This window comes from Streptomyces sp. NPDC020875 (genome assembly GCF_040641415.1).
Taxonomy (GTDB): Bacteria; Actinomycetota; Actinomycetes; order Streptomycetales; family Streptomycetaceae; genus Streptomyces.
Genome location: NZ_JBFADP010000004.1, coordinates 180,417 through 203,369 on the forward strand (window position 1 = coordinate 180,417; position 22,953 = coordinate 203,369).

General features: G+C 74.5%; 20 protein-coding genes and 1 pseudogene. 9 read left to right on the plus strand and 12 right to left on the minus strand.

What is annotated here, in order from left to right:
* Positions 1 to 250: 250 nt before the first annotated feature.
* Complete coding sequence (locus tag AB0G74_RS04050; RefSeq protein ID WP_361140358.1) at positions 251 to 1,162, plus strand: GNAT family N-acetyltransferase; 912 nt, start codon at positions 251 to 253, stop codon at positions 1,160 to 1,162.
* Here the strand turns inward: AB0G74_RS04050 and AB0G74_RS04055 are convergent.
* Complete coding sequence (locus tag AB0G74_RS04055; protein ID WP_361140360.1) at positions 1,125 to 4,499, minus strand: BTAD domain-containing putative transcriptional regulator; 3,375 nt, start codon at positions 4,497 to 4,499, stop codon at positions 1,125 to 1,127. The two genes, AB0G74_RS04050 and AB0G74_RS04055, sit on opposite strands and share 38 nt — an antisense overlap.
* Before the next feature lie 86 nt (positions 4,500 to 4,585).
* Between AB0G74_RS04055 and AB0G74_RS04060 the strand changes: the two genes are divergently transcribed.
* Positions 4,586 to 5,131, plus strand: coding sequence for a GNAT family N-acetyltransferase (locus AB0G74_RS04060; protein ID WP_361140363.1), 546 nt, complete (start codon positions 4,586 to 4,588; stop codon positions 5,129 to 5,131).
* Between the two features lie 9 nt (positions 5,132 to 5,140).
* Here the strand turns inward: AB0G74_RS04060 and AB0G74_RS04065 are convergent, their stop codons facing one another.
* The 4 genes from AB0G74_RS04065 to AB0G74_RS04080 all read right to left on the minus strand — a co-directional run bounded on the left by AB0G74_RS04065 (position 5,141) and on the right by AB0G74_RS04080 (position 7,560).
* On the minus strand, positions 5,141 to 5,578 hold the full coding sequence (locus tag AB0G74_RS04065) for a hypothetical protein (RefSeq protein WP_361140366.1): 438 nt from the start codon (positions 5,576 to 5,578) through the stop codon (positions 5,141 to 5,143).
* A gap of 68 nt (positions 5,579 to 5,646) precedes the next feature.
* Complete coding sequence (locus tag AB0G74_RS04070) at positions 5,647 to 5,832, minus strand: hypothetical protein (protein WP_361140369.1); 186 nt, start codon at positions 5,830 to 5,832, stop codon at positions 5,647 to 5,649.
* A complete protein-coding gene (locus AB0G74_RS04075) occupies positions 5,829 to 6,284 on the minus strand; it encodes a hypothetical protein (RefSeq protein ID WP_361140372.1) in 456 nt (151 codons plus the stop codon). The genes AB0G74_RS04070 and AB0G74_RS04075 overlap by 4 nt, the downstream gene beginning before the upstream one ends.
* Positions 6,285 to 6,339: 55 nt before the next feature.
* A complete protein-coding gene (locus AB0G74_RS04080) occupies positions 6,340 to 7,560 on the minus strand; it encodes a helix-turn-helix transcriptional regulator (protein ID WP_361140375.1) in 1,221 nt (406 codons plus the stop codon).
* A 154-nt stretch (positions 7,561 to 7,714) separates the two neighbouring features.
* On the opposite strand from AB0G74_RS04080, the gene AB0G74_RS04085 reads away from it, so the two are divergent.
* On the plus strand, positions 7,715 to 8,287 hold the full coding sequence (locus AB0G74_RS04085) for a GNAT family protein (protein ID WP_361140378.1): 573 nt from the start codon (positions 7,715 to 7,717) through the stop codon (positions 8,285 to 8,287).
* A 33-nt stretch (positions 8,288 to 8,320) separates the two neighbouring features.
* Here AB0G74_RS04085 and cutA read toward each other — a convergent pair whose 3' ends face one another.
* Positions 8,321 to 8,653, minus strand: a complete 333-nt coding sequence (gene cutA / locus AB0G74_RS04090) for a divalent-cation tolerance protein CutA (RefSeq protein WP_361140381.1) — start codon at positions 8,651 to 8,653, stop codon at positions 8,321 to 8,323.
* Positions 8,654 to 8,762: 109 nt separating this feature from the next.
* Between cutA and AB0G74_RS04095 the strand changes: the two genes are divergently transcribed.
* The 3 genes from AB0G74_RS04095 (at position 8,763) to AB0G74_RS04105 (ending at position 11,622) form a co-directional block, all read left to right on the plus strand.
* A complete protein-coding gene (locus AB0G74_RS04095) occupies positions 8,763 to 9,350 on the plus strand; it encodes a short chain dehydrogenase (protein ID WP_361140384.1) in 588 nt (195 codons plus the stop codon).
* 157 nt (positions 9,351 to 9,507) lie between these two features.
* Positions 9,508 to 10,674, plus strand: coding sequence for a hypothetical protein (locus AB0G74_RS04100; protein WP_361140387.1), 1,167 nt, complete (start codon positions 9,508 to 9,510; stop codon positions 10,672 to 10,674).
* 90 nt (positions 10,675 to 10,764) lie between these two features.
* Positions 10,765 to 11,622 (plus strand): hypothetical protein, encoded by an 858-nt coding sequence (locus AB0G74_RS04105; RefSeq protein ID WP_361140389.1) that lies wholly within the window; start codon positions 10,765 to 10,767, stop codon positions 11,620 to 11,622.
* Positions 11,623 to 11,695: 73 nt separating this feature from the next.
* On the opposite strand, the gene AB0G74_RS04110 is transcribed toward AB0G74_RS04105, so the two are convergent.
* The 3 genes from AB0G74_RS04110 to AB0G74_RS04120 all read right to left on the minus strand — a co-directional run bounded on the left by AB0G74_RS04110 (position 11,696) and on the right by AB0G74_RS04120 (position 14,034).
* Positions 11,696 to 12,235 (minus strand): DUF1707 domain-containing protein, encoded by a 540-nt coding sequence (locus AB0G74_RS04110; RefSeq protein WP_361140392.1) that lies wholly within the window; start codon positions 12,233 to 12,235, stop codon positions 11,696 to 11,698.
* Positions 12,236 to 12,334: 99 nt separating this feature from the next.
* The gene (locus AB0G74_RS04115; protein WP_361140394.1) at positions 12,335 to 13,102 is read right to left on the minus strand and encodes a hypothetical protein; all 768 of its coding nucleotides are present in this window, start codon (positions 13,100 to 13,102) and stop codon (positions 12,335 to 12,337) included.
* A complete protein-coding gene (locus AB0G74_RS04120) occupies positions 13,099 to 14,034 on the minus strand; it encodes a DUF4232 domain-containing protein (protein WP_361140397.1) in 936 nt (311 codons plus the stop codon). The genes AB0G74_RS04115 and AB0G74_RS04120 overlap by 4 nt, the downstream gene beginning before the upstream one ends.
* A 153-nt stretch (positions 14,035 to 14,187) precedes the next feature.
* On the opposite strand from AB0G74_RS04120, the gene AB0G74_RS04125 reads away from it, so the two are divergent.
* The 3 genes from AB0G74_RS04125 (at position 14,188) to AB0G74_RS04135 (ending at position 17,440) form a co-directional block, all read left to right on the plus strand.
* Complete coding sequence (locus AB0G74_RS04125; RefSeq protein ID WP_361140400.1) at positions 14,188 to 15,129, plus strand: NAD(P)-binding domain-containing protein; 942 nt, start codon at positions 14,188 to 14,190, stop codon at positions 15,127 to 15,129.
* Positions 15,130 to 15,351: 222 nt separating this feature from the next.
* Positions 15,352 to 16,236, plus strand: a complete 885-nt coding sequence (locus AB0G74_RS04130) for a hypothetical protein (RefSeq protein WP_361140403.1) — start codon at positions 15,352 to 15,354, stop codon at positions 16,234 to 16,236.
* A 73-nt stretch (positions 16,237 to 16,309) separates the two neighbouring features.
* On the plus strand, positions 16,310 to 17,440 hold the full coding sequence (locus tag AB0G74_RS04135) for a hypothetical protein (protein ID WP_361140406.1): 1,131 nt from the start codon (positions 16,310 to 16,312) through the stop codon (positions 17,438 to 17,440).
* 27 nt (positions 17,441 to 17,467) lie between these two features.
* On the opposite strand, the gene AB0G74_RS04140 is transcribed toward AB0G74_RS04135, so the two are convergent.
* From AB0G74_RS04140 to AB0G74_RS04150, 3 genes and pseudogenes are all read right to left on the minus strand, one after another.
* Positions 17,468 to 21,817: a DNA-binding protein gene (locus AB0G74_RS04140; protein ID WP_361140409.1), complete on the minus strand. Its 4,350-nt coding sequence runs from the start codon at positions 21,815 to 21,817 to the stop codon at positions 17,468 to 17,470.
* Between the two features lie 394 nt (positions 21,818 to 22,211).
* Positions 22,212 to 22,421, minus strand: a complete 210-nt coding sequence (locus tag AB0G74_RS04145) for a hypothetical protein (protein WP_361140411.1) — start codon at positions 22,419 to 22,421, stop codon at positions 22,212 to 22,214.
* Positions 22,422 to 22,696: 275 nt separating this feature from the next.
* Positions 22,697 to 22,953: pseudogene (locus AB0G74_RS04150) on the minus strand (IS200/IS605 family accessory protein TnpB-related protein); the annotation flags it as partial.

Here is a 22,953-nt window from a genome sequence, read left to right on the forward strand (position 1 = left end):
CGATCCGGCCCGGCTCTCCACCAACGATTTTGCCGCCGCCCCGCTCCGCCCCGGCCCTGGGGCGCCGCCGATAAATCCCGATGCGCGCCCGCCCCTCGGGCGGTACCGTCCCCACGCCGCCCGGGCGTCCTTCCACCGGGCCGGTTCCGTCGACGAGGAGGTGTACGGCAGATGCGTACGAACACTCAGTGGGGCAACACGCCCGAATCCCCTGCCGCCGCCCTCTCCTCCACTACTCGACGGAGCCCCCTTGTCGTTCCCACCCACCCCGTACGCCGCCGCCGACTCGCTTCGGATCGCCCCGCCGGACACCGGCGCCCCCGATGACGACCGGCTGACCCTGGTGGCCACCGGCGCCGACGGAACCCCTCGCGGTACGGCGTCCCTACGGCTCTTCCCCGACCCCGGCCGACGCCGGATCGCCGAACTCCGGATCGAGGTCGAACCCGCCGGCCGCCGACGCGGTACCGGTACGCGCCTCCTGGACCACGCCCTGGCCGCCGCCCGCGCGGACGGCCGCAGCTCCGTACTCGCCGGGGCGGACGCGGGCTCGCCGGGCGCCGCCTTCCTGGCCGCCCGGGGCTTCCGGGCCGCCCTCACCCTGCTCCACTCCCGGCTGCCGCTCGCCGACGCGGACCCGGCGGCGCTCGCCCGAATCGTCGCCGGAGCACCCCCCGGCTACCGGCTGACGTCGTGGTCCGGCACTGTCCCGGACGCCCTGGCGGCCACGTTCACGGCCGCCCGCCGCGCCATGGACGACATGCCGACGGAGGACGCCGACCTCGGGACCCTCGTCTGGGACGAGGAACGGGTCCGCACGGTGGCCCGGCGGATCGAGGATCGCGGCGAGCTGCTGCACACGGTCGCCGCGATCGACGTCTCCGACGGTTCGATCGCCGGATTCACCGAACTCGTCCTGCCGGGTGACAACAACCAAGGGGACGGGATCCATTACGGTACGGGCGTTCTGCCCGAGCACCGGGGACGCGGTCTTGCCCTGTGGATGAAGGCGGCGTCGATCCGCCACGCCCGGTCAGCGGCGCCCCGCACGCCCGGTCTGGTCACCGACACGGCCGGGACGAACCACGCCATGCGCCGGGTCAACGATCGGCTGGGCTACCGATTCACTCACCGGTCGCTGGAGTTCCAACGGGAGCTGTGAGCCCGGAAGCGGGGGCTGTGAGCCCGGAAGCCGGCGCGCCACCCCGACCGGTGCGGACGACCGCGTACGCCGCCGCCCGGTCCATCCCGGATGCCTCGTCCGTCCCGCCCGGCCCGTCCGTCCCCGCCGCGACCAGGGCCGTGCCCCTCCCGTAGGCGACCGTGTACGCGGACTCCCCGAGGGCCGTCCGGGCGGCGGCGGACACCCGGTCCACATCGCGGCGTTCGGCGGCGGGCAGCGGGGCGCCCACCGACTCCCGCGCGGCGGCGGCGGCGCCCAGCAGCACGGCGGCCCGCTCCGGATCGCCGCCCAGGCCGTGCGCCCCCGCGAGCCCTTCGAGGGCCAGCGCCACGGCCCGGGGGTCGCCCAGTTCGCGGGCGGCCGTGAGCCCGTCGCGATGGCGGAGGTACGCCGACTCCGCGTCGCCGCGTTCCTCGGCGACGAACCCCAGCTCGGCCAGGACCAGGGCGCGGCCGGGCCCGTAGGCGGCGTCCTCGAACCAGGTGAGCAGTGCCCGCAGATGGGTTTCGGCCGTGTCGTACTCCCCGGTCCTGCGGGCCCCGAGGGCGAGTCCGAGGCGGGCGTCGGCCTCGCCGGAGCGGAAGTTCTGCTCCCGGGCGATGCGCAGGGCGCTTGCGTGGTGGTCGCGGGCGGTTTCGTGGTCGCCGGTGAGGAGGGCCAGCCGGCCGAGGCCGGTCCGGCGTTTGGCGGCCTCGACGCCGAGGCCGAGCCGTTCGGCGAGGGCGAGGCCGTCGTGGTGGAGGGCGGCGGCGCGGTCGTAGTCACCGGCGATCTCGTGGAGGGTGGCGAGCGGGAAGACGGTCTGCAACCGGCCCCAGGAGTCGCCGGAGTCGGTGAAGATCCGGGCGGCGCGCTCCCCGTCCGCGCGGGCGGCGGCCAGATCGCCCCGGGCGATGGCGTGCCGGGCCCGTACGCTCAGCGCGGCGGCCGTCCCCCACCGCGCCGCGGACCCGTCACCGCCGTCGCCATCGCCATCGCCGTCGCCCAGGGCGGTGTACGCGGCCACGGCCCGGTCGAGGAGTTCCTCCCCGGTACCGGTGTCCCCGGCGCCGAGTTGGGCGGCGCCGAGGAACCACAGGGCGCGGGCCCGGCCGTGGGGATCGTCGGCCTCGCCCGTCGTATAGGGCGCGAGGGCGGCCCGGATCCGGTCGGCGCCGCCGTCGACGTCGCCCGCCATCAGGGCCACCCCGGTCCGCCACACCAGGGCCCTGGCGCGGCCGGCGGGGCTTCCGCCGGGCAGCGCGAGGGCCCGGTCGAGCCGGTCGCGCGCCTCCACGGGCCGCCCCCGCAGCACCCAGTACCAGGCGAGGGCGTCGACGGTCCGCAGGGCGCGATCGGTGTCGCCGTCGGCGAGTACGTGTTCCAGGGCGAGCCGGAGTTCGGCGTCCGCGCCGTCCAGGACCGCCAGGGCCCGGGGCTGCCCGGCGCCGTGGAGCAGGGGTGCAGTGCGCAGCGCGAGGTCCGTGTGGTGGACGAGATGCCGTCGCCGTACGCCGTCGGCCTCGTCGTCCCCGGCGTCGTACAGCCGCTCGCGGGCGTACTGCCGTACGGACTCCAGCAGCCGGTACACGGGCCCGTCAGCCCGGTCCGCGAGGACCACGAGGGACCGGTCGACCAGGCGTTCCAGCAGTTCGGGTACGTCCTCCGGGGGCACGCCGGGGCCGGTGCAGACGGCTCGCGCGGCGTCCGGGCCGAGCCCTTCGGCCTGGCCGGAGAGCCGTCGCAGGACGCGCCGTTCGGGGTCGGTCAGCAGCTCCCAGCTCCAGTCCACGACGGCCCGCAGGGTGCGCTGCCGGGCGGGCAGTCCGCGCAGTCCGCTCAGTACGGTGAACCGGTCGTCGAGCCGGGCCAGCAGCCCGTGGACGCCGAGGGTACGGGCGCGGGCTGCGGCGAGTTCGAGGGCGAGGGGGATGCCGTCGAGGCCCCGGCAGAGGGCGGCGACGGCGGTGAGCGTCCCGGCGTCGGGGGCGGGGAGGGCGGCCCGGGCCAGGAAGAGGCGTACGGCGTCGGCCTCCGGCAGCGGTTCGACGGTACGGGTCGCCTCGCCCGCGACCCCGAGGGCTTCTTGGCTGGTGGCGAGGACGGTCAGCCCGGGTGCGGCGGGCAGCAGGGCGGCGACGACGACGGCGACCGGCTCCACCAGGTGCTCGCAGTTGTCGAGGACGAGCAGGACGCGGCGGTCGCTCAGGGCGTGGGAGAGTCCGTCGACGGTCGACTCCCGCAGCCCGAGGGCCCGGGTGACGGCCGAGGTGACGGCGTCGGCGCCGCCCCCGGCCCCGACGCCCGCCAGCTCCACGAGCCGGGCGCCGCCGGGGAACCCGGCCCGTACGGCGTGCCCCACCTCCAGGGCGAGCCGGGTCTTGCCGACACCGCCGGGCCCGGTGAGGGTCACCAGCCGCGAATCCGCCAGCAGTCCGGTGACCTCGGCGACCAGCGCGTCGCGGCCGACGAGCCGGGCGACGGGCGCGGGCAGCCCGCCGACGAGGGCGGCGGAGACCGCAGGGGCGTCGGAGGCCGTGAGGGCGTCGTCTTTACCGCCGCCCCCGGCAACCGGTCCGCCTCCCGCCACCAGCCCGGGATCGTGCCGGAGGATCGCCCGCTGGAGTGCGTCGAGTTCGGGCCCCGGCAGCAGCCCCAGCTCCTCGTCCAGCCGCCGCCGGTACTCCTCGTACGCGGCGAGGGCGTCGGTCTGCCGCCCGGCCCGGTACAGGGCCCGCAACTGGAGCACGCGCAGCCCCTCCCGCAGGGGGTGCGCGGCGACCAGGGCCGCCACCTCGGCGACGACCCCGCCGCCCGCATCGGCCCGGAGCGCCAGCCGCTCCTCCACGGCCGTCAGCCGCTCCTCCTCCAGCCGCCGCGCGGCGGCGACGGCCCAGAGCTGGTCCGCGTACCCGGCGAAGGCGTCCCCGCGCCACAGCTCCAAGGCGTCGGTCAGCAGCCGCTCCCGTACCCCCGGATCGTTCTCGGCCCGGGCCCGTCGCAGCAGTTCGCGGAAGTTCGCGGTATCGGCCTCACCCGCCGCGACCAGCAGCCGGTACCCGGCGGCGTCCCGGACGACCAGCCCCCGCCCCCCGGGCCCCACGGCCCGCTCCAGGGCGGCCCGCAGCCGGGACACCTGCCCCTGGAGGGCGTTGCGCGGATGCTCGGGCGGCTCGTCGTCGCCCCACAGATCCGCCACGAGCCGGTCCTCACCCACCGCCCGTCCCGGCTCCACCAGCAGCCGCGCCAGCAACATCCGTACCCGCGCCCCGGCCACGGCGACGGCCTCCCCGTCCCCACCCCGGACGACGAGCGGCCCCAGCACCCCGTAACGCATACGCCCAGCGTAGGTCGTCGCCCCTGGAGCGCCGGGCCTACGGCGGGCGATCATGTCCGCACGGGGGGAAATGGGGAGGGGACGGAATGACCGAGCACACCATCACCGTCGTACGGCTCGACGGCCCGGCCGCGGCCCTGGCCGAGGACGCGTTCCGGCTGATCTACGCCGAGGCGTTCGCGGAACCGCCGTACCACGAGACCGACGACGACGTCCGGGCCGCGTTCCGCCGGTTCGGCGAGCAGACCCGGCGGCCGGGCTTCCGGGCGGCACTGGCACGCACCGGGACCGGGGAGCCCGTGGGCATGGCGTACGGCCATCCCGTACCGCCGGACACGGACTGGTGGGACCGGCTCACCGAACCCGTCGACGCCGCGACCCGCCGCGAGGACGGGCGGCGCACCTTCGGCCTGATGGAGCTGGCGGTACGGGCCCCCTGGCGCGGGCGCGGCACCGGACGGCGGCTGCACGACGCGCTGCTCGACGGGATCACCTCCGAGCGGGTGATGCTGAATGTGCACACCGACAACGGCCCGGCCCTGGCCGCCTACCGTTCCTGGGGCTACCGCACGGTCGGCGAGGCGTACCCCCGGCCGGAGGCGGACCGGCACGCGGTGATGCTGCTGCCGTGAAGACACGGACTAGGCCGACAGTCCGTACGGATGCTCGTCGGATCCGGGTCCGGTGAGCCGGGCGTCGATGTGGTGGGGGCAGGCGTAGAGGGTGTGCGGGCGGCCGTCCGGGCCGCGTACGTCACGTATCTCCACGGGCACGGCCGTCGTACGCCCGCAGACACAGCAGACCTCGGCCCGCGCGGGCGGCGGCTCGGGCAGCAGCCCCAGCCGCCGCAGGTCGAGCCCGTGGGCGGCGATGTAGAGCGTCCGCCGCTTGTGATGCAGAAACCGGGTCGGCACCGGGCTCGCGGCCTGCCGCGCGAAGAACTCCCGCGCGTCGTCCTGAGTGGGCCCGCGCAGGGACAGCGCCCACGGACTGACGGGCGGCGGCCCGGCGGTCAGGACCCGGGCATGCCGCCCGGTGCCCGGCAGCCACCGGGCGATCATGGCACTCAGTCGGCGCACGGTCGCGTCAACTCCTTCGGGGTTAGGGGCCCCGGCCCGGCGTGGGGTCAACCGGACCGGGACCGGTCTCATCGTCCGCCGCCGCCGCTTCGGGGCGCGGCAGCCGGAGCGGGCCCGTCACAGTCCCGGTGCGCGTACAGCGACGGCCTGCACCCGGAGGCGGAGAACCCGTCGAAGACCTCGTTCTCCTCGGTGGCCTCCACGTCCCGCCCGCACAACACACACTGCTCGACCCTGGGTGGCGGGGTGCTCACGAGGCGCCTCCGCGCATGACCCGCGTCAACGCCTCCGCCGCGCGGAGCGTCGTCTCCACGGCCTGCCGCAGCGTCTCCGCGTGCACGGGGCATCCGTAGACGGGGCGGTCCCCACCGGAGGGGGTGGGGACGGACGCGACGCGCCGGGTGTCGTCGGGTGTGCCGCAGATCCGGCAGGAGGGCGCGGCCACCGTCCGGGCCACGGTTTCGGCGGTCGCGGGCGGGATGGGATGCAGCGATGTCCCGTCGCGCGACGACGACCATGTGCTGACACCGTCGGGCGAACAGAGTTCGTACGTCTTCCTGCTGTCACCGGGTAACGCGGTCACGACACCGACCCGGCCGCCCTTCCCGATGTCCAGGGCGAGGTCGCCGAGTCGTGGTGCGAAGAGGCCATCGGCCTTGATCTCCTTGCCGGGAGACCGAGGCCGGGCAGAGGCTCGTCGAGTCATGTTCCCGACGTTAGGAGCGGGACGGCAGCCGGATATGAATGGGCGGAATACCGCCTCAAGCGTCGAGATGGAACCGGTTCGACATCAACCGCAGCTTCTCGCGGGTCGACATCCGCTCCGCGCAGACGAGACTGCGCAGCGTCGAGCGGGCGACGGGATGATTCCGTACGAGCTGGGGCGCGAGCCGTTCGGCGGTCTCCAACTGCGCCAGGGCCTTGTCGCGGTTGCCGTCCCAGAGCCAGGCACGAGCCAGGTCCATATGGTGGTGGCCTCGGCGGGAGCCGGGGAGGGCGGCGAGCAGGTCGGGGGCGGTGTCGCGGTCTATGGCCAGGGCCCGGCCGTGGTGTCCCAGCTCCAGGGCGACGTTGATGGCGTGGATCCGGACGTTGCCCGCCGAGAAGGTGAGCGAATGGCGGTCGTGCACGGGTACGGTTCCCAGCCGGTCGGCGGCCTCCCGGGCGAGTTCGATCCGGTCCCCGGCCTCGGCCGCCCGCCCGGCGCGGGCCGCCGAGACGGCGGCGCGTAGTTGCACCGAGCCCCAGGCCCGTACCGCCAGTGGCTCCCCGCCTTCGTAGGCGTCCTGGATGCCGTCGAGCGCCCGGTCCGAGAGGGCGAGCGCGTCGTCCCAGTCAGCGGTGGCCCACATGTCCCAGACCCGCATCCAGTCCGCTACGGCGGGCAGTACGCGGTCACCGGACAGCCGAGCCGACCAGGCCGCGCGATCGCAGGCCATGGCGACCAGCTCGGGATGGCCCAGAGCGTGAGCGGCGGTATGGGCGAACTTGCAGCAGACCGCGTAGATCGCGTACGCGTCCTCGCGCTCGCGGCCCGTGGAGACCTCCGCCAGCGCCCTCGCCTCCCGGAACAGATCCGGCAGCACCCGCAGGATCGCCACGTTCTGCGCGGCGTCCCGCAGCCGGTGCAGTCTCGTGGCCTCCCGCCACAGCTCCCGCGCGGACCGGGGTGTGCCGTCGAAGACCGGCGCGAGATCGTAGCGGCGCAGCTCCCGCAGGATCGCGGAGGCCGCGATCTGCCAGCGGTTCTCCTCGGGCGAGTTGTTGTACGGCCGTCCGATCAGATCGTTCGGATGGACGTGGAGTTCGGCGGCGAGCTGGTTGAGCAGCCCGACACGGTCCAGTTCGATCTGGCCCCGTTCGACCTTGGACACCCAGCCCTGAGTCCGCCCGAGCGCGGCGGCGAGGTCGGCCTGGGGCATCCCCAGCCACAGCCGGGCCCGCCGGACGCGGCGGCCGATCTCCTCGGGTTCTTCCAGCATGGCGCAGCTCCATCCCTCGGGGCCCTCCGGTCACGGTAGCCGCGCGGGGCGCCGGGCGTCCCCCGGATCGTCCGTACCCACCCGTAACCGCCGGGCCGGCCGGGGGCGGATAACCGGTGTCCCACCAGCCCCGTCCGGACGCAAGATGGTCCACATGACTCTGGCCACTCCCTCACTCGACACCGCGCGCCTGCGGCTGCGCCCCTTCACCGACGCCGACGCCGACCACCTGTACGCACTGCACAGCGACACCGACGTGATGCGCTACTGGGACTCCCCGCCGTGGACCGACCCGGCTCGGTCCGGCCGCTTCATCGCCACGTGCGGGAGGATCCAGGATGAAGGGTCGGGCGCGCGGGTGGCCATCGACCGGGTGTCCGACGGGGCCTTCGTCGGCTGGTGCGGGCTGACCTCGTGGAACCCGGAGTTCCGCAGCGCGTCGTTGGGATACGTCCTCGACAAGTCGGCGTGGGGCCACGGCTATGCGACTGAAGCCGCCCACGCCGTGCTGACCTGGGCGTTCGACGCGCTCGACCTCAACCGGGTGCAGGCGGAGGCCGATACCCGCAACGCCGCGTCCGGCCGGGTGCTGGAGAAGCTCGGCTTCGTCCGGGAAGGAACGCTGCGGGAGGACTGCGTCGTGAACGGCGTGGTGTCCGACTCCTGGATCTACGGGCTGCTCAGGCGGGATTGGCAGCCGTCGAACGTGCCGAACCCGGCGCGCTGAGGCGGACAGGCGCTCCGGCGGCGCGGATACGCGTCACTGCCCTTCCGGCAAAACCTCCGCCGCGACCCACTCCAGATACGCGTCCGAGCCGGACTCCACCGGCAGGACGATCCATTCCGGGACGTCGTACGGATGCTCGGCGGCGACCCAGGCCGCGAGGGCCGGGAGGCGGTCGCGGGTCGTCTTGTACGAGACGCGCCACTCGCGTCCGTCCTGGAGCTCGCCCAGCCAGCGGTAGACCGCCCGGAGCGGGGGATCGATATGGGCGCAGGCCGCGAGGCGGGACTCGACCGCGCCCCGGGCCAGGGCCGTCGCCTGGGTCTCGTCCTCCACGGTGGTCTGGGCGATCACGACGTTCGTCGGCACAGTGGGGCTCCTTCGGTCGGGTTCCGCCGGGGAGAAGGCGGGATAGCGAGACAGCGGGATATCGGGAACTTCAACGGCGTACCGGGGCGGCGCTGACATGATCCGCCGTATGAAGGTACTGGTGATCGGAGCGACGGGAACGATAGGTGCGGCCGTGGCCGCCGCCCTGGGCGCCGCCGGGCACGAGGTCGTCGCGGCCTCGCGCGGTGGGGAGTTGAAGGCCGACCTGGCCGATCCCGGCACGCTGGACGGCGTCTTCGACGCGGTCGGCGCGCTGGACGCCGTGGTGTGCTGTGCCGCGAGCGGGCCGCTCGTGGAGTTGGGGAGCGTCACCGACGAGGAGTTCGAGGCGGGCGCGCGGGCCAAGTTGTTCGGGCAGGCCGCTCTCGCCCGGCGGGCCGTGGCGCGGCTGCGGGACGGCGGGTCCGTCACCCTGACCGGGGGGACGTTCGTCTCGCCGCTGGCCCAGGGGTCCCTCGGCGCGCTGGTCAACGCCGGTCTGGAGGGCTTCGTCCGGAACGCCGCCGCCGAACTGCCGCGCGGGCTGCGGATCAATGTCGTCGCCCCTGGGTGGATCCGGGAGACCCTGGAGGGCCTGGGCATGGACGGTTCGGCCGGTACGCCCGCCGCCGATGTGGCCCGGGCCTATGTGGAAGTCGTGGAGGGCACGGCCCAGGGGCTCACGATCCGGCCCTGAGGACGGGCGCCGTGAGTCCGTACGTACGGAGCGGTGGCCTGTCGATTCGGCCACCGGGGCGTCCGGTCGCCTCCCGCCGATACGGCGACTGTCGGACCCTCATGGGATCATCCGTACGAATCTTGAGCGTTCGGACGACAACGGGGAGTGCGGCGGCGTGAGCGGTGCGGGGGGACGGGAAGGGCATGACGGTTCGTCCGTCTCCGACGACGAGTGGGACCGGTTCCTCCGCGAGTCCGTGGAGGGTACGGCGGCCGACGCCCCCGTCGAGCCGTCCGCCCGGGCCCGTGAGGTCACCCGGCGGCTGCGGGAGAATCCGGAGCCCCCGCCGGGCTGGCGTACGTACTCCCCCGCCGGGTCGTCCGCGTTCCGCGACGGGTCCCGGACGGGTCCGCGGGCCGGGAAGCGGACCGTCTGGTACGTGATCGGGGTCGTGGTCACCCTCGCCCTGCTCGCTGTGGCGATCTTCCCGCAGCAGGTCACCGACCTGTTCGGCGGGGGCGGTGGGCAGGACGACCGGACTCCGCTGGCCGCCGAGTCGGGCGCTCCGACCGGCGCGCCCGGCGCCGCGTCCGGGCTCCGGGGCACCCTCGACGACCCGTTCCGGGGGTCGCCCGCCGCCCGCTGGGCCGACGGCGCCGCCGGGATCACCGTCCCGGCCGCCCGGGCGACCGGCTGGATGGACGCCGCGCGGGTGGACCGCGCCCTGCGGCAGAGCCGGGACTTCCTGGTCGCCTCCGGGCTCGACTCCCGGGTCCTGCGGGGCGAACGGCCCGCCGGGGCGATCGCGTTGCTGAACCCGCACCAGAAGGACGTCCAGCAGTACCTTCGTACGGCCCTGTCCCCGGCCGCGAAGCCCACCGCCGAAACCGATCCGCTACTCCTGTTCAGCCGCTTCCGTCCGGGACAGGCCCAGTTGGTCGGCGATGCCGTGAAGACCCGTGGCCGGCTCGACTTCCGGGAGGGGAAGCGGGGCGCGGTGGAGGTGACGGCCGATGTCACCTTCGTCTATCCGGTCACCCCGGCGGCGGCCGAGGGCGACCCCGACGCCGAGGTCATCCGTACCATCGTCCGGCGGGTGCTGGTGATGAGCTGGGACGATCCGTCCCGGGTCACCACCGAGCCGGGCACGATGTCCCTCGTCTCGTACGCGCTGGACATGACCAACGGCGGCTGCGGGGAACCCACCGGCTACTTCACACCGCCCTTCGGCACGGCTGACGCCCGGCCCGCCGACGGGGGGCAGCGAATAGATCCGTACGACCGCAGCCGGCCGATCGCGAACGGCGACGGCGACGACTGCGCGACCGCCACCCGGTCCTAGGCCGACCCGTGGCCGGGACATCCGGTTCCACGGGCATGGCCGGGCCGCGCGGGGGGCACATAGCCGCCAGACGACTGCCGGGGGGCGGCCATGGGGTGGGGAATCGACGATGGGCACTTCGTGCTCTGGTGGCTGCTGGGGTACGCGGCGGTCCATGTCGCGCTCGGACCGTTCTGCTGGCTCCGAGGGCGCTCGGACCGTGCCGTCATCCGGCGCGTCAAAAGGGAGGGCATCGGACCGGTCGAGGCGTCACGGCAGGCGGACGGTGAGTTCACCGCCACCATGACAGCCCTGCTTCTGCTGGTCCGCCAAGGGGCGATCACCGTCGCGGACGACGGTGGGATCACCGCCGTACCGGGGGCGCCCGAGCCGTCGGATCCGGTACTCGCCGCGCTCCTGACCGGACTCAGGCAACGAGAGTCGGGACGGGCCACTCTCCACCAGGTTCGCAAGAAGCGGCGTTTCGCGGCCTACCGTGAGCTGGTCGAGGAACGGAAGCCTCAGGTCCGCTGGTTCGCCGAACCCTGCCAAGGTGTGATCACCATCGCGGTCGCCGTCATCTGCGTGGGGATGGTCGTCCAGGGCCTGGTCACCGATGAGCCCGTTCCCTTCCTGAACGACGATTCCGCGACATGGCTACTGGCCATCTGGCCGATCTGGGCGCTGCTCCTCTGGTCCGCCCTCCTGGTCTGGCCCGGTGAGTACTCCCGTCGCTGGCGCGGTTTCAACCGCTACTGCCGGGCTCGGGCGGACGAGGCGCTGGCCGGTGTGCCGGTCGCGCATCGCCTCGCACTTCTCAAGGGGGCGTCGAAGCCCGTACCGCCCACCCCGCCCCGCCGGAAACCGGAATCGGCGGACGGCGGCCCGAACGACGGCGACCTCAGCGGCTGGGCCGATGCCAACGACGGGGGCTCCTGCGGGAGCGGCTGCGGGGGCTGCGGCAACTGAACCCCGGCGCGGAGGACCCGGCCGTTCAAGGTGACCCGGCCGCTGACGGGCCCGTCAGGACGCCCGGGGCCCCTCAGCGGAGCGCGTGGCGGATCTTCAGACGGCCCATGCCCATCGCGCCCGTGATCCGGATCGTGGGGCCCTTGCCCTTCGTCGCGCGCGGCTTGTAGCGGACGTCCTTCCAGCCCGTGGTGAGTCCGTCGAGTTCCACGACCGCGTCGCGCGGGACCGTGATCCGGGCCCGCCCGGTGCCCACCTGGAGTTCGATGTCGATCACCGGGTGATCGATGACCGCCCGGGAGAGATCAAGCCGCACCCGGCCGAACGCCGATGACACCTTCAGCGTCCTCGGTACATTCCAGGCGCCGGTCCGGCGGATCCGGCCGCCCGCCGCGCCGATCTCGGCGACCGTGCCGGGCTCCTCCGGCGGGAGGACCGCGAGCACCGCGTCGAGATCGCCCCGGGTCGTCGCCGTCAGCACCCCGTCCAGCCGCTGGTCCATCTCCTCGTGGGTGAGCTGCCCTTCGGCGTACGCCTCCTGGAGGCGCTGGACGGCGGCCTCCCGGTCGGTTTCGCGGATCCGGCGCTGAAGGTCTTCCGGGGAAGCGGTCACCCCTCCACTGTAGTTGCCGCACCCGCCGGGAGCCCGCCCGCCGAACCGTCAACTCACCGGTCATACAAGCGTTTTACGCCAGCGACCCGGCGGCGCTCTTCAGTGGCAGTCGTACCGCGACGCGTACGGCATCCCCGGACACTCGGTACAGACGAAGAGATAGACGCCCCCGGCGTCCCCCATGTCCATCCGCAGCTCCTCGTCGCCCGTGACGCTCAGCAGATGATCCATCCGGTGTCCGGCGGCGCAGTACGGCCAGTCCGGGGGCTGGGTCCACGCGGGGTAGCCGCCGACCTTGGACTCCAGTACGCCGAACTCCGACAGGAAGAAGCCGAACTCCTCCTCGGCCCGCAGTACCAGCGGAACCAACTCCTCCGGCAGATCCCGGTGCGGATAGTCGACACACTCCACCGGCGCGAGGACGCACGCGTCGGGCAGGAAGTCCGGATCGTACTCCCCTTCGGCCGGGCGCGGCACATCCCCGGGGGTCCCGGACGGCGCGATCGCCGACTCCGTACGCCAGTGGAGTACGGGACGCACCGACTCCGACGGCTCGTCGGGGTGCAACAGGGCGCACCAGAGGAGCTGGAGGACATCCGTACCGTCCGGGAAGGGCAGTCCGGGAACGTCCCGGGCGAAGAGCTGGAGCACCGGGACCATGGGGACCGGTCCCGGCGGTACGGAGTCGTCCCAGTTGTGGTGGTCCGGCCGGTCGCAGACGGGCCACGGGGTGTCCCCGGGCCACAGCGGCGGGCCGCCGAGGGAGCTGTCGTACGGTGTCGGGGCGCCCCGCTTCGGGCGCAGGGCCGTGGTCCGGCGGGCCAGCGGCGCCAACTCGGGCAGTATCCGGGCGATATCGAGCGTCATCGGTTCTCCTGCCGCCGTTTCCACGCGCCGACCCCGAGCTTGCCCGTGGTCCCCAGGTCCAGTTCGGGGATCAGGGTCACCGGGGGCGCGCCCGGCTTCGGGACCAGCCGGACGTACGGCGCGTTCGCCGCCGCCCCGTGACCGGTATGGGTGTTGCGCCACATCAGAGCGGTCGTCGCGGACTCGCCCGGCTTCAGCGTCAGCGGCTCGGGCGCCGCGTCGAAGCCGGTGACCAGGGCGATGTCACCGCCGCCCGGCAGGATCCGGACGCCGTCGAGCGGACGGTGGTCCTCGTCCAGCGGGGTGAGTCCGGGGTGGCCGTTCAGGGCGTAGGGGCGGGTGCCGCAGTTGGTGAGCGTGACGCCGACGTCCCGCAGGCCCATCGCCGCGTTCCCCTGGTCGGCGGCGATCCGGACCCCGGACGGGGGACAGCCGCCGGGCGGTGAGCCGACCTCGTCGGCGGGGACGGACCGGACCGTACGGATCTCGGCCCGGGTCCGGTTCGGTACGGCCTCCGGGACGGCGGCGGCGTCGAAGGTGCGGCGGACGGTCCCGCCCGCCTGGACGGAGCCCACGGTCACCGGCTCCCGGACGAGTTCCCGCCCGGAGGAGATGTCGACGACGGCGAGTACGACGGTGTACGTGTACGGCTCCGGCTTCGCGTTGGTGACTTCGAACTCGACCGTACGCTCCCGGCCCCGGCACTCCTCCGGGACGGGGCCGAGGCCCGTCGTGGCGACGACCCGCGCCCCGGACTCGCCCCCCGTGCCCGTCCCGGACCCGGGACCGGTACCGGTTCCGGTCGACGGCGTGGCTTCGGTCCGGCAGTCGTCCCCCTGCCGCGCGCGGACGTCGGATTCGCAGGCGGTGAGAAGCACGGCCCCGGCGAGGACGGCGGCGATGACCGGTGACGTGGTGGTGGCGGCGCGCATCGGGACACCCCATCAGTGGCACGGCGTCCCGCGCCATGACCCGCGCCACACCGGGGCCGCGTGATACCGGCAGCGGACCGGCAGTGAACCGACAGCGCCCCCGGACACGATGACGGTAACGCCGACACCGAACTCCTCGAAGGGATCCGAACCATGGACGCTCAGCAGCGCCCCGCCGCCCCCGCCACCGTGCCCGCCCCCGGCACCGCTCCCGCCCCCGTGTCCGTCTCCGTCATCGGGCTAGGCAATCTCGGCCAGGCCCTCGCCGGGGCCTTTCTCGCCGCCGGGCATCCGACGACCGTATGGAACCGGACCGCCGCGAAGGCGGACGCGCTCGTCGCCCGGGGTGCCGTACGAGCCGACTCCCCGGCGGAGGCCGTCGCCTCGGCCGAACTGGTCGTCGTGGCCGTACTCGACCAGGACTCCGCGCGGGACCTCCTGGTCTCGGCCGCCCCGGCGCTCCCCGGCCGGACGGTGGTGAATCTGACGACCGCGACCCCCGGCCCGGCCCGTGAACTGGCCGCCGTGGTCGAGGAGTACGGCGCCGACTATCTGGTGGGCGCGGTGTACGCCGTACCGCGGACCATCGGCACCGACGACGCGTTCGTCCTCTACAGCGGTACCGAGGCGGCGTACGGGAAGTTCCGCCCGGCGCTCGAACCGCTGGGCGCGGGGACCTTCGTGGGCGCCGATCCCGGCCTGGCCTCCGTCCACGACGTGGCGATCCTCAGCGGGATGTACGGGCTCTTCTCCGGCTTCTTCCAGGCGATGGCCCTGGCCCGTACGGAGGGGATCAAGGCCGTCGACCTGACCGGTCATCTCAACCGCTGGCTGACGGGTGTCCAGGCCGCGCTGCCGGAGTTCGCGGCGGAGATCGACGCCGGGGCGTACGAGACGGAGACGTCGAGCCTGGAGATGAACGCGTCGGGCCTGCGGAACATCCTCACGGCGACCGAGTCCCAGGGTCTGGGCACCGAGCTGATCGCCCCGCTCCAGCGGCTCTTCGAGGACCAGGTGGCTCAGGGGCACGGCCGCCACAGCCTGGCCCGCGCGGTCGAATCCCTGACAAAGGAGGGTCCGGAGTCCCGTAGCTGAACGCCACGCGGGCCGTTCGGGTCGCGCCGGGCCCGCCGCCGGGGCGTTCGGGTGAGGCGGCGGTACGGCACCCCCGGCACCGGTCATCCTCACCCCGTGCGCCCCCGGTCCGTACGCCCCCGCCCCGCTTCGTACGCCTCGCGGGCACCGGACGGCGGCCGGGCGTACGAAGACACGGTGCCGGGCCGCCGTAGCGTCCGGCCACTCCGCCCAGGAGCCTTCATGAGAGTGCCCCGCGTTCCCCTGCTGATCGCCACCGCGACCCTGCTGACCCTGACCCTGGGCACGGCCGCACCCGCCGCCCCGACCGCCGCCGAGACCGGCCCGCCGGGGGCGCGGGCGGCACTCCACGTCGAGGTGCTGGGGCCGACCGTGTCGATCCCGGCCGGGAGCTTCGCCCACTCCTTCGCCCAGTGCCCGGCGACGGCGCCGCACATCGTCGGCGGCGGCAACCGGAGCCCGGAGAGCGCGAGCGCCCTGCGGCTGACGATGACGCATCCGGCGGCGCGCGGCGGGAGCCCGACCGCCCACGACGGCTGGGAGATCGAGGCCGTCAACACCGACCCCGTCAACGCCCACACCATCACCGCCTACGCCGTGTGCTCGGCCGATCCGGTGGTCCAGCGGGACGGGCCTTCCCTCGTCGTCGATCCCGGTGTGGCCGGGGTCCTCTCGTCGTCCTGTCTGCCCGACGAGGCGGTCACCGGCGGCGGGATGAGTCTGGGGACCCTGCCGGGGTCGTCCGGCCCGGCCGCGTACATCCAGTACTCCTCCCCGTCGGCCGACGGCTGGCGGGTCGCCGCGACCAACCGCGACACCGACGGTTCACGGATCACCGCGACCGCGATCTGCTCGACCAAGCCGCACTCCATCTCGATCGGCACCTCGTTCAGCCTCCTGCCGCCGGGGCAGCGCGGCTCGGCCTCCGCGATCTGCCCCGCCGGGCGGGTGCCCAGCGGTGGCGGGACCGCCGACGCGGTCGTCAACGGGGTCTTCCTCTACGTCTCGACCGGCGGTCTGACGCCGAGTGGCTGGGACGTATACGCGATCAACACCTCCAGCCAACCGCAGGAACTGCGGGCGGCGGTTGTCTGTACGGCACCGTGATACCGCCGGGGTCCGGAGCCTTCAGTTCGCGCCGGGCACTCCCCATACTTGGCCTTCGTCAAGAGGGGGCCGGATGGATACGGCGGGCTTACTGTCGGCGGTGGTACCGATCGTCGTCGCCGCGAGCACGGGCACGGGTACGGACGCGGAGACCGGCGCAAGTACTGGTACCGGGTCCGCGACCGGCGCGGGGACGGTACCGCCCGTCGTCCGGCTGGTACGGGAGCGGCTCGGGCAGTCGGAGTCCGGCCGGGCCGCCCTCACCGGCCTCGGCGGATCACCCCGGGACCCGGCGGCGGCGGACCGGCTGCGCACGGCGCTGCGGGACGTCATCGACTCGGAGCCGGACTTCGGACGGCAGCTGGCCGGCCTGCTGACGGCACCGCCGCCGCCCACCGCGCCGCCCGGCCCGCCACCGGCCCCCGCTGGAACCGTCCACGGCGGAACCCACGGCGGAACCGTCCCCGGTGACGCGACCGGAAAGATCTCCCTCGGCCCGCTGACGATCGCGACCACCCGGGGCGGCGCGGGCGCCCTGCTCACGATGGTCGTCTGCGTACTGGGACTCGTGGTGCTCGCCGTCTACGGCGGCGCGAAGGCCCTCGACGGGGACGACGCGGCCGACGGCAACGGCCGGGGCGGCGGCACGGCGGCCCGGCCCGGCGGCGCGGACGGGCCGTTCGACGCCCGCCCCCGCGCGGTGCTGAAGGACCGGGACCTGGTGGCGTCGATCCTCCCCGGTCTCGACGCCGTCCCGGGCGGCTGGACCGTGGAGTCCGCCGCCGAAGTGGCCCAGGGGACCGGCTGCCCGCCGGTCGCGACCCGGATGTCGGTCTGCGGCACCGTCAGCTACCTGATACCGAAGACGGACAACGTGGCGTCCTTCCACGTCATCGGCTTCCCCGATCTCGCCGCCGCCCGGTCGTTCTACCGGGAGATGAAGGAGAGCAAGCCGCCCTCCGTGGCGCTGCCCGCCCTGGGGGACGAGAGCCATGCCTACGAACAGGACGGCGAAGCGGCCAAGGAGGTCCACTCCGTGGTCAGAAGCGGCACCGTCGTCGTCGGCGTCATGTACGAGATCGAGGCCGAGACCTGGACGGAGACCTACGGCTCCGACCATCTGGAGATCCTGACGGGGACGCTCACCGAACGGCTCCGGCAGGCGATCTCGGGTCGGACGCCGACCACCCGGGTGGTCTTCTGACCCGGCCGCTCCACAACGGCCCCCGCCCTACCCGCAGGTGTCCCGGTAAGGGATGTCCCGGAGGTGCCGGTTCCACTCGGTCCGGGAGAGCCCGGACCCCGCCCGGGCGCACACATCGGCCGCCAGCTTCGCGGGGTCGAGGGTATGCCGGGCCGGGCCGGTGTGGAGTCCCGTCGTGTGCAGGGTGCGGCCGTCCTCGGAGAAGGCGACGGAGAGCACCGGGTCGCCGGGCGTCGGCAGCGGGGAGCCCAGCTGGTGGCTGGACTCGACGTCCCAGAGTCTGACGCCGCCCGCGCCGCCCGCCGCGAGCGTGCGGCCGTCGGGGGCGAAGGCGAGGGCGGTGACCGGGGAGAACGTGACCCGTACGATCGTCTCGGTCCGGCCGTCCCGGTGGACGAACTCCGAACGGTCCGCCCCCGGTCCGCCGGTGGCGAGGGTGAGCAGCCGGGTCCGGAGCCGACCGTCCCAGAGCGTCACCCGGCCCAGTCCGTCGCTGACGGCCAGCCGTTCCCCGTCGGGGCTGAGTGCCATCGTCTCCACGGCGTTCCCGTCGAGCGCGCGGCGGACCGCGCGGCCGGTCCGCAGGTCGGCGTAGGCGCCGCCGGAGCTGATGAGCCCGGCGGCGTCGCCCCGGACGGCGAGTGAGTCGCCGCCGAGCCCGGGGAGTCTGCCGGTACGGCGGCCCGCGCCCTTCTCCCGTACGTCCCAGACCTCCACCGCCTCGTGGCCGTCGCGGTCGGTGGCGGGGGCGTAGAGGAGGTGGCCGTCGCCGCTGAGGACGAAGGCGCCGACGCCCGTACCGGGCGGATAGGGGCGGGTGTACGCGTACGGGCGGCGCAGGGCCACGTCCCAGACGGCGATCCGCCGCCGTTCGGCGTCCCAGTGGGCGAACCGGCGGCCGTCGGCGCTGAACGACGTATGCGTCAGACATTCGGCGGCCGGGGCGCCGGACGGCTTCACCGGATCCAGGCCCGGGTCCGGGGGCGGGGCGCAGGGGCTGCCGGGCGGGGTGCCGACCGTACGGCCGGTGGCCGTGTCCACGATCCGGAATCCGCCGCCGGTCCCGTCGGTCCCGGTCCTGCGGGCGAGCAGCCTGCCGTCGCCGGTAAGCCGCTGCGCGACGGCGGGGCGCGGGTCCCAGGGCGCGGTGGTGACCCCGTCCAGGCGGAGGGTGCGGACGACGTCCTCGTCCCCGTTCCGGTAGCGCAGCAGCCCCGGGGCGCCGCCCGGCCGCTGGTCGAGGGCGAAGGTGTGGACGTCGTCCCCGTCGACGGTATGGCGGAAGACTGGGGCGGCGGCGAACGACAGCCGCCAGAGCAGGAGTTCCCCGCTGGTGGCGGCGATCAGGAACGCGCCGTCGGGGCTGAACCGGACGGCCCGGGGGCGTTCGGCAGTCAGTCCGGGCAGCTCACGGCCGGTGCCGGTGTCCCAGCGCCGGACGCCCCGGTCGGTGACGACCGCGACCGTACGGCCGTCGGGCGCCAGGTCGAACTCGCCCGCCACGCACTCCGCCGGGCCGCGCGCGGGCGCGGGCAGCCGTTCGCGGGTGGTGGTGTCCCAGATCCCGAGGGGGCGGCCGGTGGCGCAGACGGCGGCCCGGGAGCCGTCGCCGCTCAGGGCCACCGCCTCGACGCCGTACCGGCCGCCGGTCTCCGCCGTCAGCAGCCGCAGCCGCGCCGGTACGTCCCACACCTCGGCCGAACCGTCCGCCCGGGCCACGACGAGGACCCGGCCGCCCCGGGACAGGGCCAGCCCGGTCGGCGCGCTCCCGTCGCCCCGTCCTGACGCGGCGACGGGCAGCCGGGGGCTCGTCCGGCCGGTCGCCAACTCTCGTACGCGTACGCCGCCGTCGGCGTCGGCCACCGCGAGATGGCGGCCGTCGGGGCTGACGGCGGCGGGCTCGTACGGGGAGGCGCCGGGGCCTGGATGGATCCGGGTCGCGGGGTCGGATTCGCGCAGATCCCAGCTGCGGATCCGGTCGTCGCGGAGCAGGACGAGGGTCCGGCCGTCGGCGGAGAGCAGCGGCAGGGCGCCCCCGTCGGCGGACGGACCGCCCGGCGGACCTGCGGTCGCGCGGTCCCGGGGGCCGGAGGTCACGGGCGGGTCGGTCACGGCCGACTCGGCTCCGGGTGTGTCGCTCGTACGCGGGCCGTCGGCGGTGTGCGGTCCGTCGAAGACGGGCCCGCCGGGGGTATCCGTGACATCCGTACGCGGACCGGTCGGAGCCACCGGATCCGTGGTGTCGGCGGGGGCGGCGGCCGGGAGCGGGGTGCTCATCAGGTCGTCCGGCAGGGCGAAGACGTCCTCCTCGCGCTGGGTCGCCGCGCCCAGCAGCGCCGCCCGGGTCTCGACGGTGTCCGCCAGCCGCCAGGCCGCGACGCCCAGCCGCATGGCCCGTTCGGGGTCGGAGTACCGCAGGCCGTACGCGATCTCCACGATCCGCCGCGCCTCGGCCTCCCGGTGGCGGCGGTCGCCGAGCGCATTTTGCTGCCAGGCGACGACCCCGGCGACCAGCGCCAGGACGACCACGGCGACGACGGCGGTCAGCAGCGCGCGGCGGCGCCGCAGCCGGGAGACCCGGAACGCGGTGGACGCGGCGAGGAACGCCGACTCCTGCGGGGTGAGTCCGCCCCTGGCCGGTTCGGTCGCGAAGTGCTCCTCGGCCCCGGCCAGCCGGGTGCCCGTGTAAAGGGCGGCGGACTCCCGGTCCAACTCGTGCCAGGTACGGGCCGCTTCGGTGAGCCGCCGCTGGGCGCGCAGCCGCTCCCGGTCCTCGTCGATCCATTTCCCGAGCCGGGGCCAGGCGGTGAGCAGCGCCTCGTGGGCCAGGTCCACGGTGTCGTGGTCCAGCGTCAGCAGCCGGGCCCGGACCAGCCGTTCCACCACGACCGCCGTCGTGTCCGGGTCGCCGAAGGAGAGTTCGGCGCGGGGTACGGGCCGCCGGGTGTCGGGCGTGCCGTCGCCGGGGGTGACGAGCCGCAGCATCACCAGCCGGGCCAGCCGCCGCTGTTCGCCGGAGAGTTCGGCGTAGATGTCCTCGGCGGACCGGGCGATCGCCCCGTGCGCGCCGCCGGACGCCTCGTACGCGGCCGTCGTCAGGACCCGGCCCCGGCGGCGGCGCCAGGTCTCGCGCAGGGCGTGGGAGAGCAGGGGCAGTCCGCCGGGTTCGCCGTCGACCTCGGCCACGATCCGGCGGGTGACCTCGCGTTCCACGATCAGCCCGGCGCGCTGGGCGGGGCCGACGACGGCCCGGCGCAGTTCGTCCCGGGTCATCGGGCCGACGAGCAGGGAAGCGGCCGACAGGGCCTCGGCGAGTTCGCGGTGGGCGGCGCACCGGCCGTAGAAGTCGGCCCGGACGGCGATGACGACCCGCAGCCGGGCGGCGGGTTCGCGGGCGGCGAGCAGCAGCCGGATGAAGCCCGCGCGCTCCTCGGGGTCCTGGCAGAGGGTGAAGACCTCCTCGAACTGGTCCACGACGATCAGGGTGTCGCGCGGAGTCGAGGGGTCGGAGGGGTGCGCGGGGTCGGAGGGGTGCGCGGCGGCGCTGTCGGTCGCGGTGCCGCCGGATCCGGCGGCGGTCCGGTTCGGGGCCGTACGCGCCGACTCCGATCCGGCGGCGGTACGAACCCGGCCCGGGGCCGATTCCGTACGGGCCGGGTCCGGCACCGGAGTCGTACGGGCGCGGCCCGCACCGGCCGGTCCGTGGTCCCCGCCCGGGCCGGAAGCCGGGCCGGAAGCCGGGCCCGGGCCCTGGTCCTGGTCCTGGGCCGTACCGGCGCCCCCGTCCGCACCCGCGTCCGTGGCCCACGGTTTCAGGACCGCCGCGTGTGTCAGCAGAGGCCGGGCGCCCGGGGTCAGTACGCGGATCGCTCCGAAGCGTCCGCTCTCCCCGCGCAGGGCCGGGACCAGGCCCGCCCGCAGCAGGGACGACTTGCCGCTGCCCGACGGGCCGAAGACGGCCGCGAATCTGCGGGTCCCGACCAGTTCGCCGACCTCGTCGATCAGCCGGTCACGGCCGAAGAACCGTTCGTGGTCGGCGGGTTCGAACCGGGCGAGGCCCTGGTACGGCGAGTCCGGGCCGTCCCCGGCGGGGTCGTCCGGCCGGTCGCCCCGTACCTCTTCGGCCGCCTCGTGCCAGCGGCGTTCCCACTCCTCCCGGTCGCCGCCGCACGCCTCGGCGTAGGCCAGCGCCACCGCGAGGGACGGCAGTTGCTCGCCACCGGCCGCGCGGGAGAGCGTCGGGACCGAGAAGGCGGCCTTCGCCGCCATCGCCCGGTAGGTGGGTGTCCCCGCCTCGCGGCGCAACCGGCGCAGCTCGGTCGCGAACCGCTGAACCGGCCCCCCGTGCGGGTCCAGCGGCGCTTCCGGACGTCCCACCCGTTCCCTCCCCGTCTCCCGCGCGCGTCCCCCACTCCCCCATGTGCCGTGTCACGGAGGGCTGTTCCGCCGTTTCGATGCCGTCGGCGCGGCCGGGCCGGTCGTGCCCGACTCTACCCACGGCGCGGCGGAGGGCCCGGTGACATCCCACCTCACCGGGCCCCCGGTGCCGGGGGAAGGGTCCGGAGCCGAACGCGGAAGCGGCTCCGAACCCTGCCTTTCCCCCGGTTCCCCCGACCGCCGCCCGCCGATCGGGATCGGCGTCCCGGCCCGGCCCCTACGTCGGGCCGGAAGCCTCCCCGGGACGGGCGGCGGCTCTGATGACCCGGGTCTCGCACCCGGGTGGTCAAGTCCTGGGCGGTGCCGAGGTGGTTCCGGTCTCCCCGGCGCCGTGTCAGGGGCCTTCGGAGATCCGGGAGCGCACGGCGCCCGTACGGTGCTCGGCCTCGCCGCCACCGCCGACGTAGAGGACGTCGCCGTTGGTGGCGAACGAGCCCTTGGCGGCTCCCCTGTTGGAGTAGACGATCATTCCGTCGGCCTGGGCGGGCATGGCGAGGGTCACGGAGAGTACCGATACCGCGAAGGCGGCGTTGGCCAGAATCATGGCCCTGCGCAGCCGCCCCCGGCGCGGGACGGTCGGTCCCGGACGGGCAGAACGGCTACGGATGCGGATAGGGATACGCACCATCCGACTGTCCCCCCTTGTCTCGGCCCGGCCCGGCTTTGTCTCAGCTCTGCCGGGACCGGCTCGGTCGGCGCGCTGTCACGCCGCCGTCCCGATCAAGAATTCGACGCCGGGCAGTTGTTGCCCACCCCCTCCCACCAGGTGAAACAATTTTTCTGGGCGGATAGGGGGCGGCAACACGCAACAAACCGTTCCTAGTCAGTGAGCAGGAGTGAGTCTTGGGCCCATTCCTGTGCACTGTGGACATCCCGAACGGTTTTGGGTGTCCTGGTTGCCCGCGTTCGCTCCGCGTCCGGGTGCACGGATCGTGTCCGTGGTCCGGGTACGCGGGGGCGGGTTTCCTCACGTCCTCGTGCACCCGGTCCGGCCTGGGCGGTCCGATGCCCACGACGATCGCTCTGGTCGTCGTGGGGCGGTGCCGTCCGTCGCCGGATCGGGTGTCCGAGGGCGC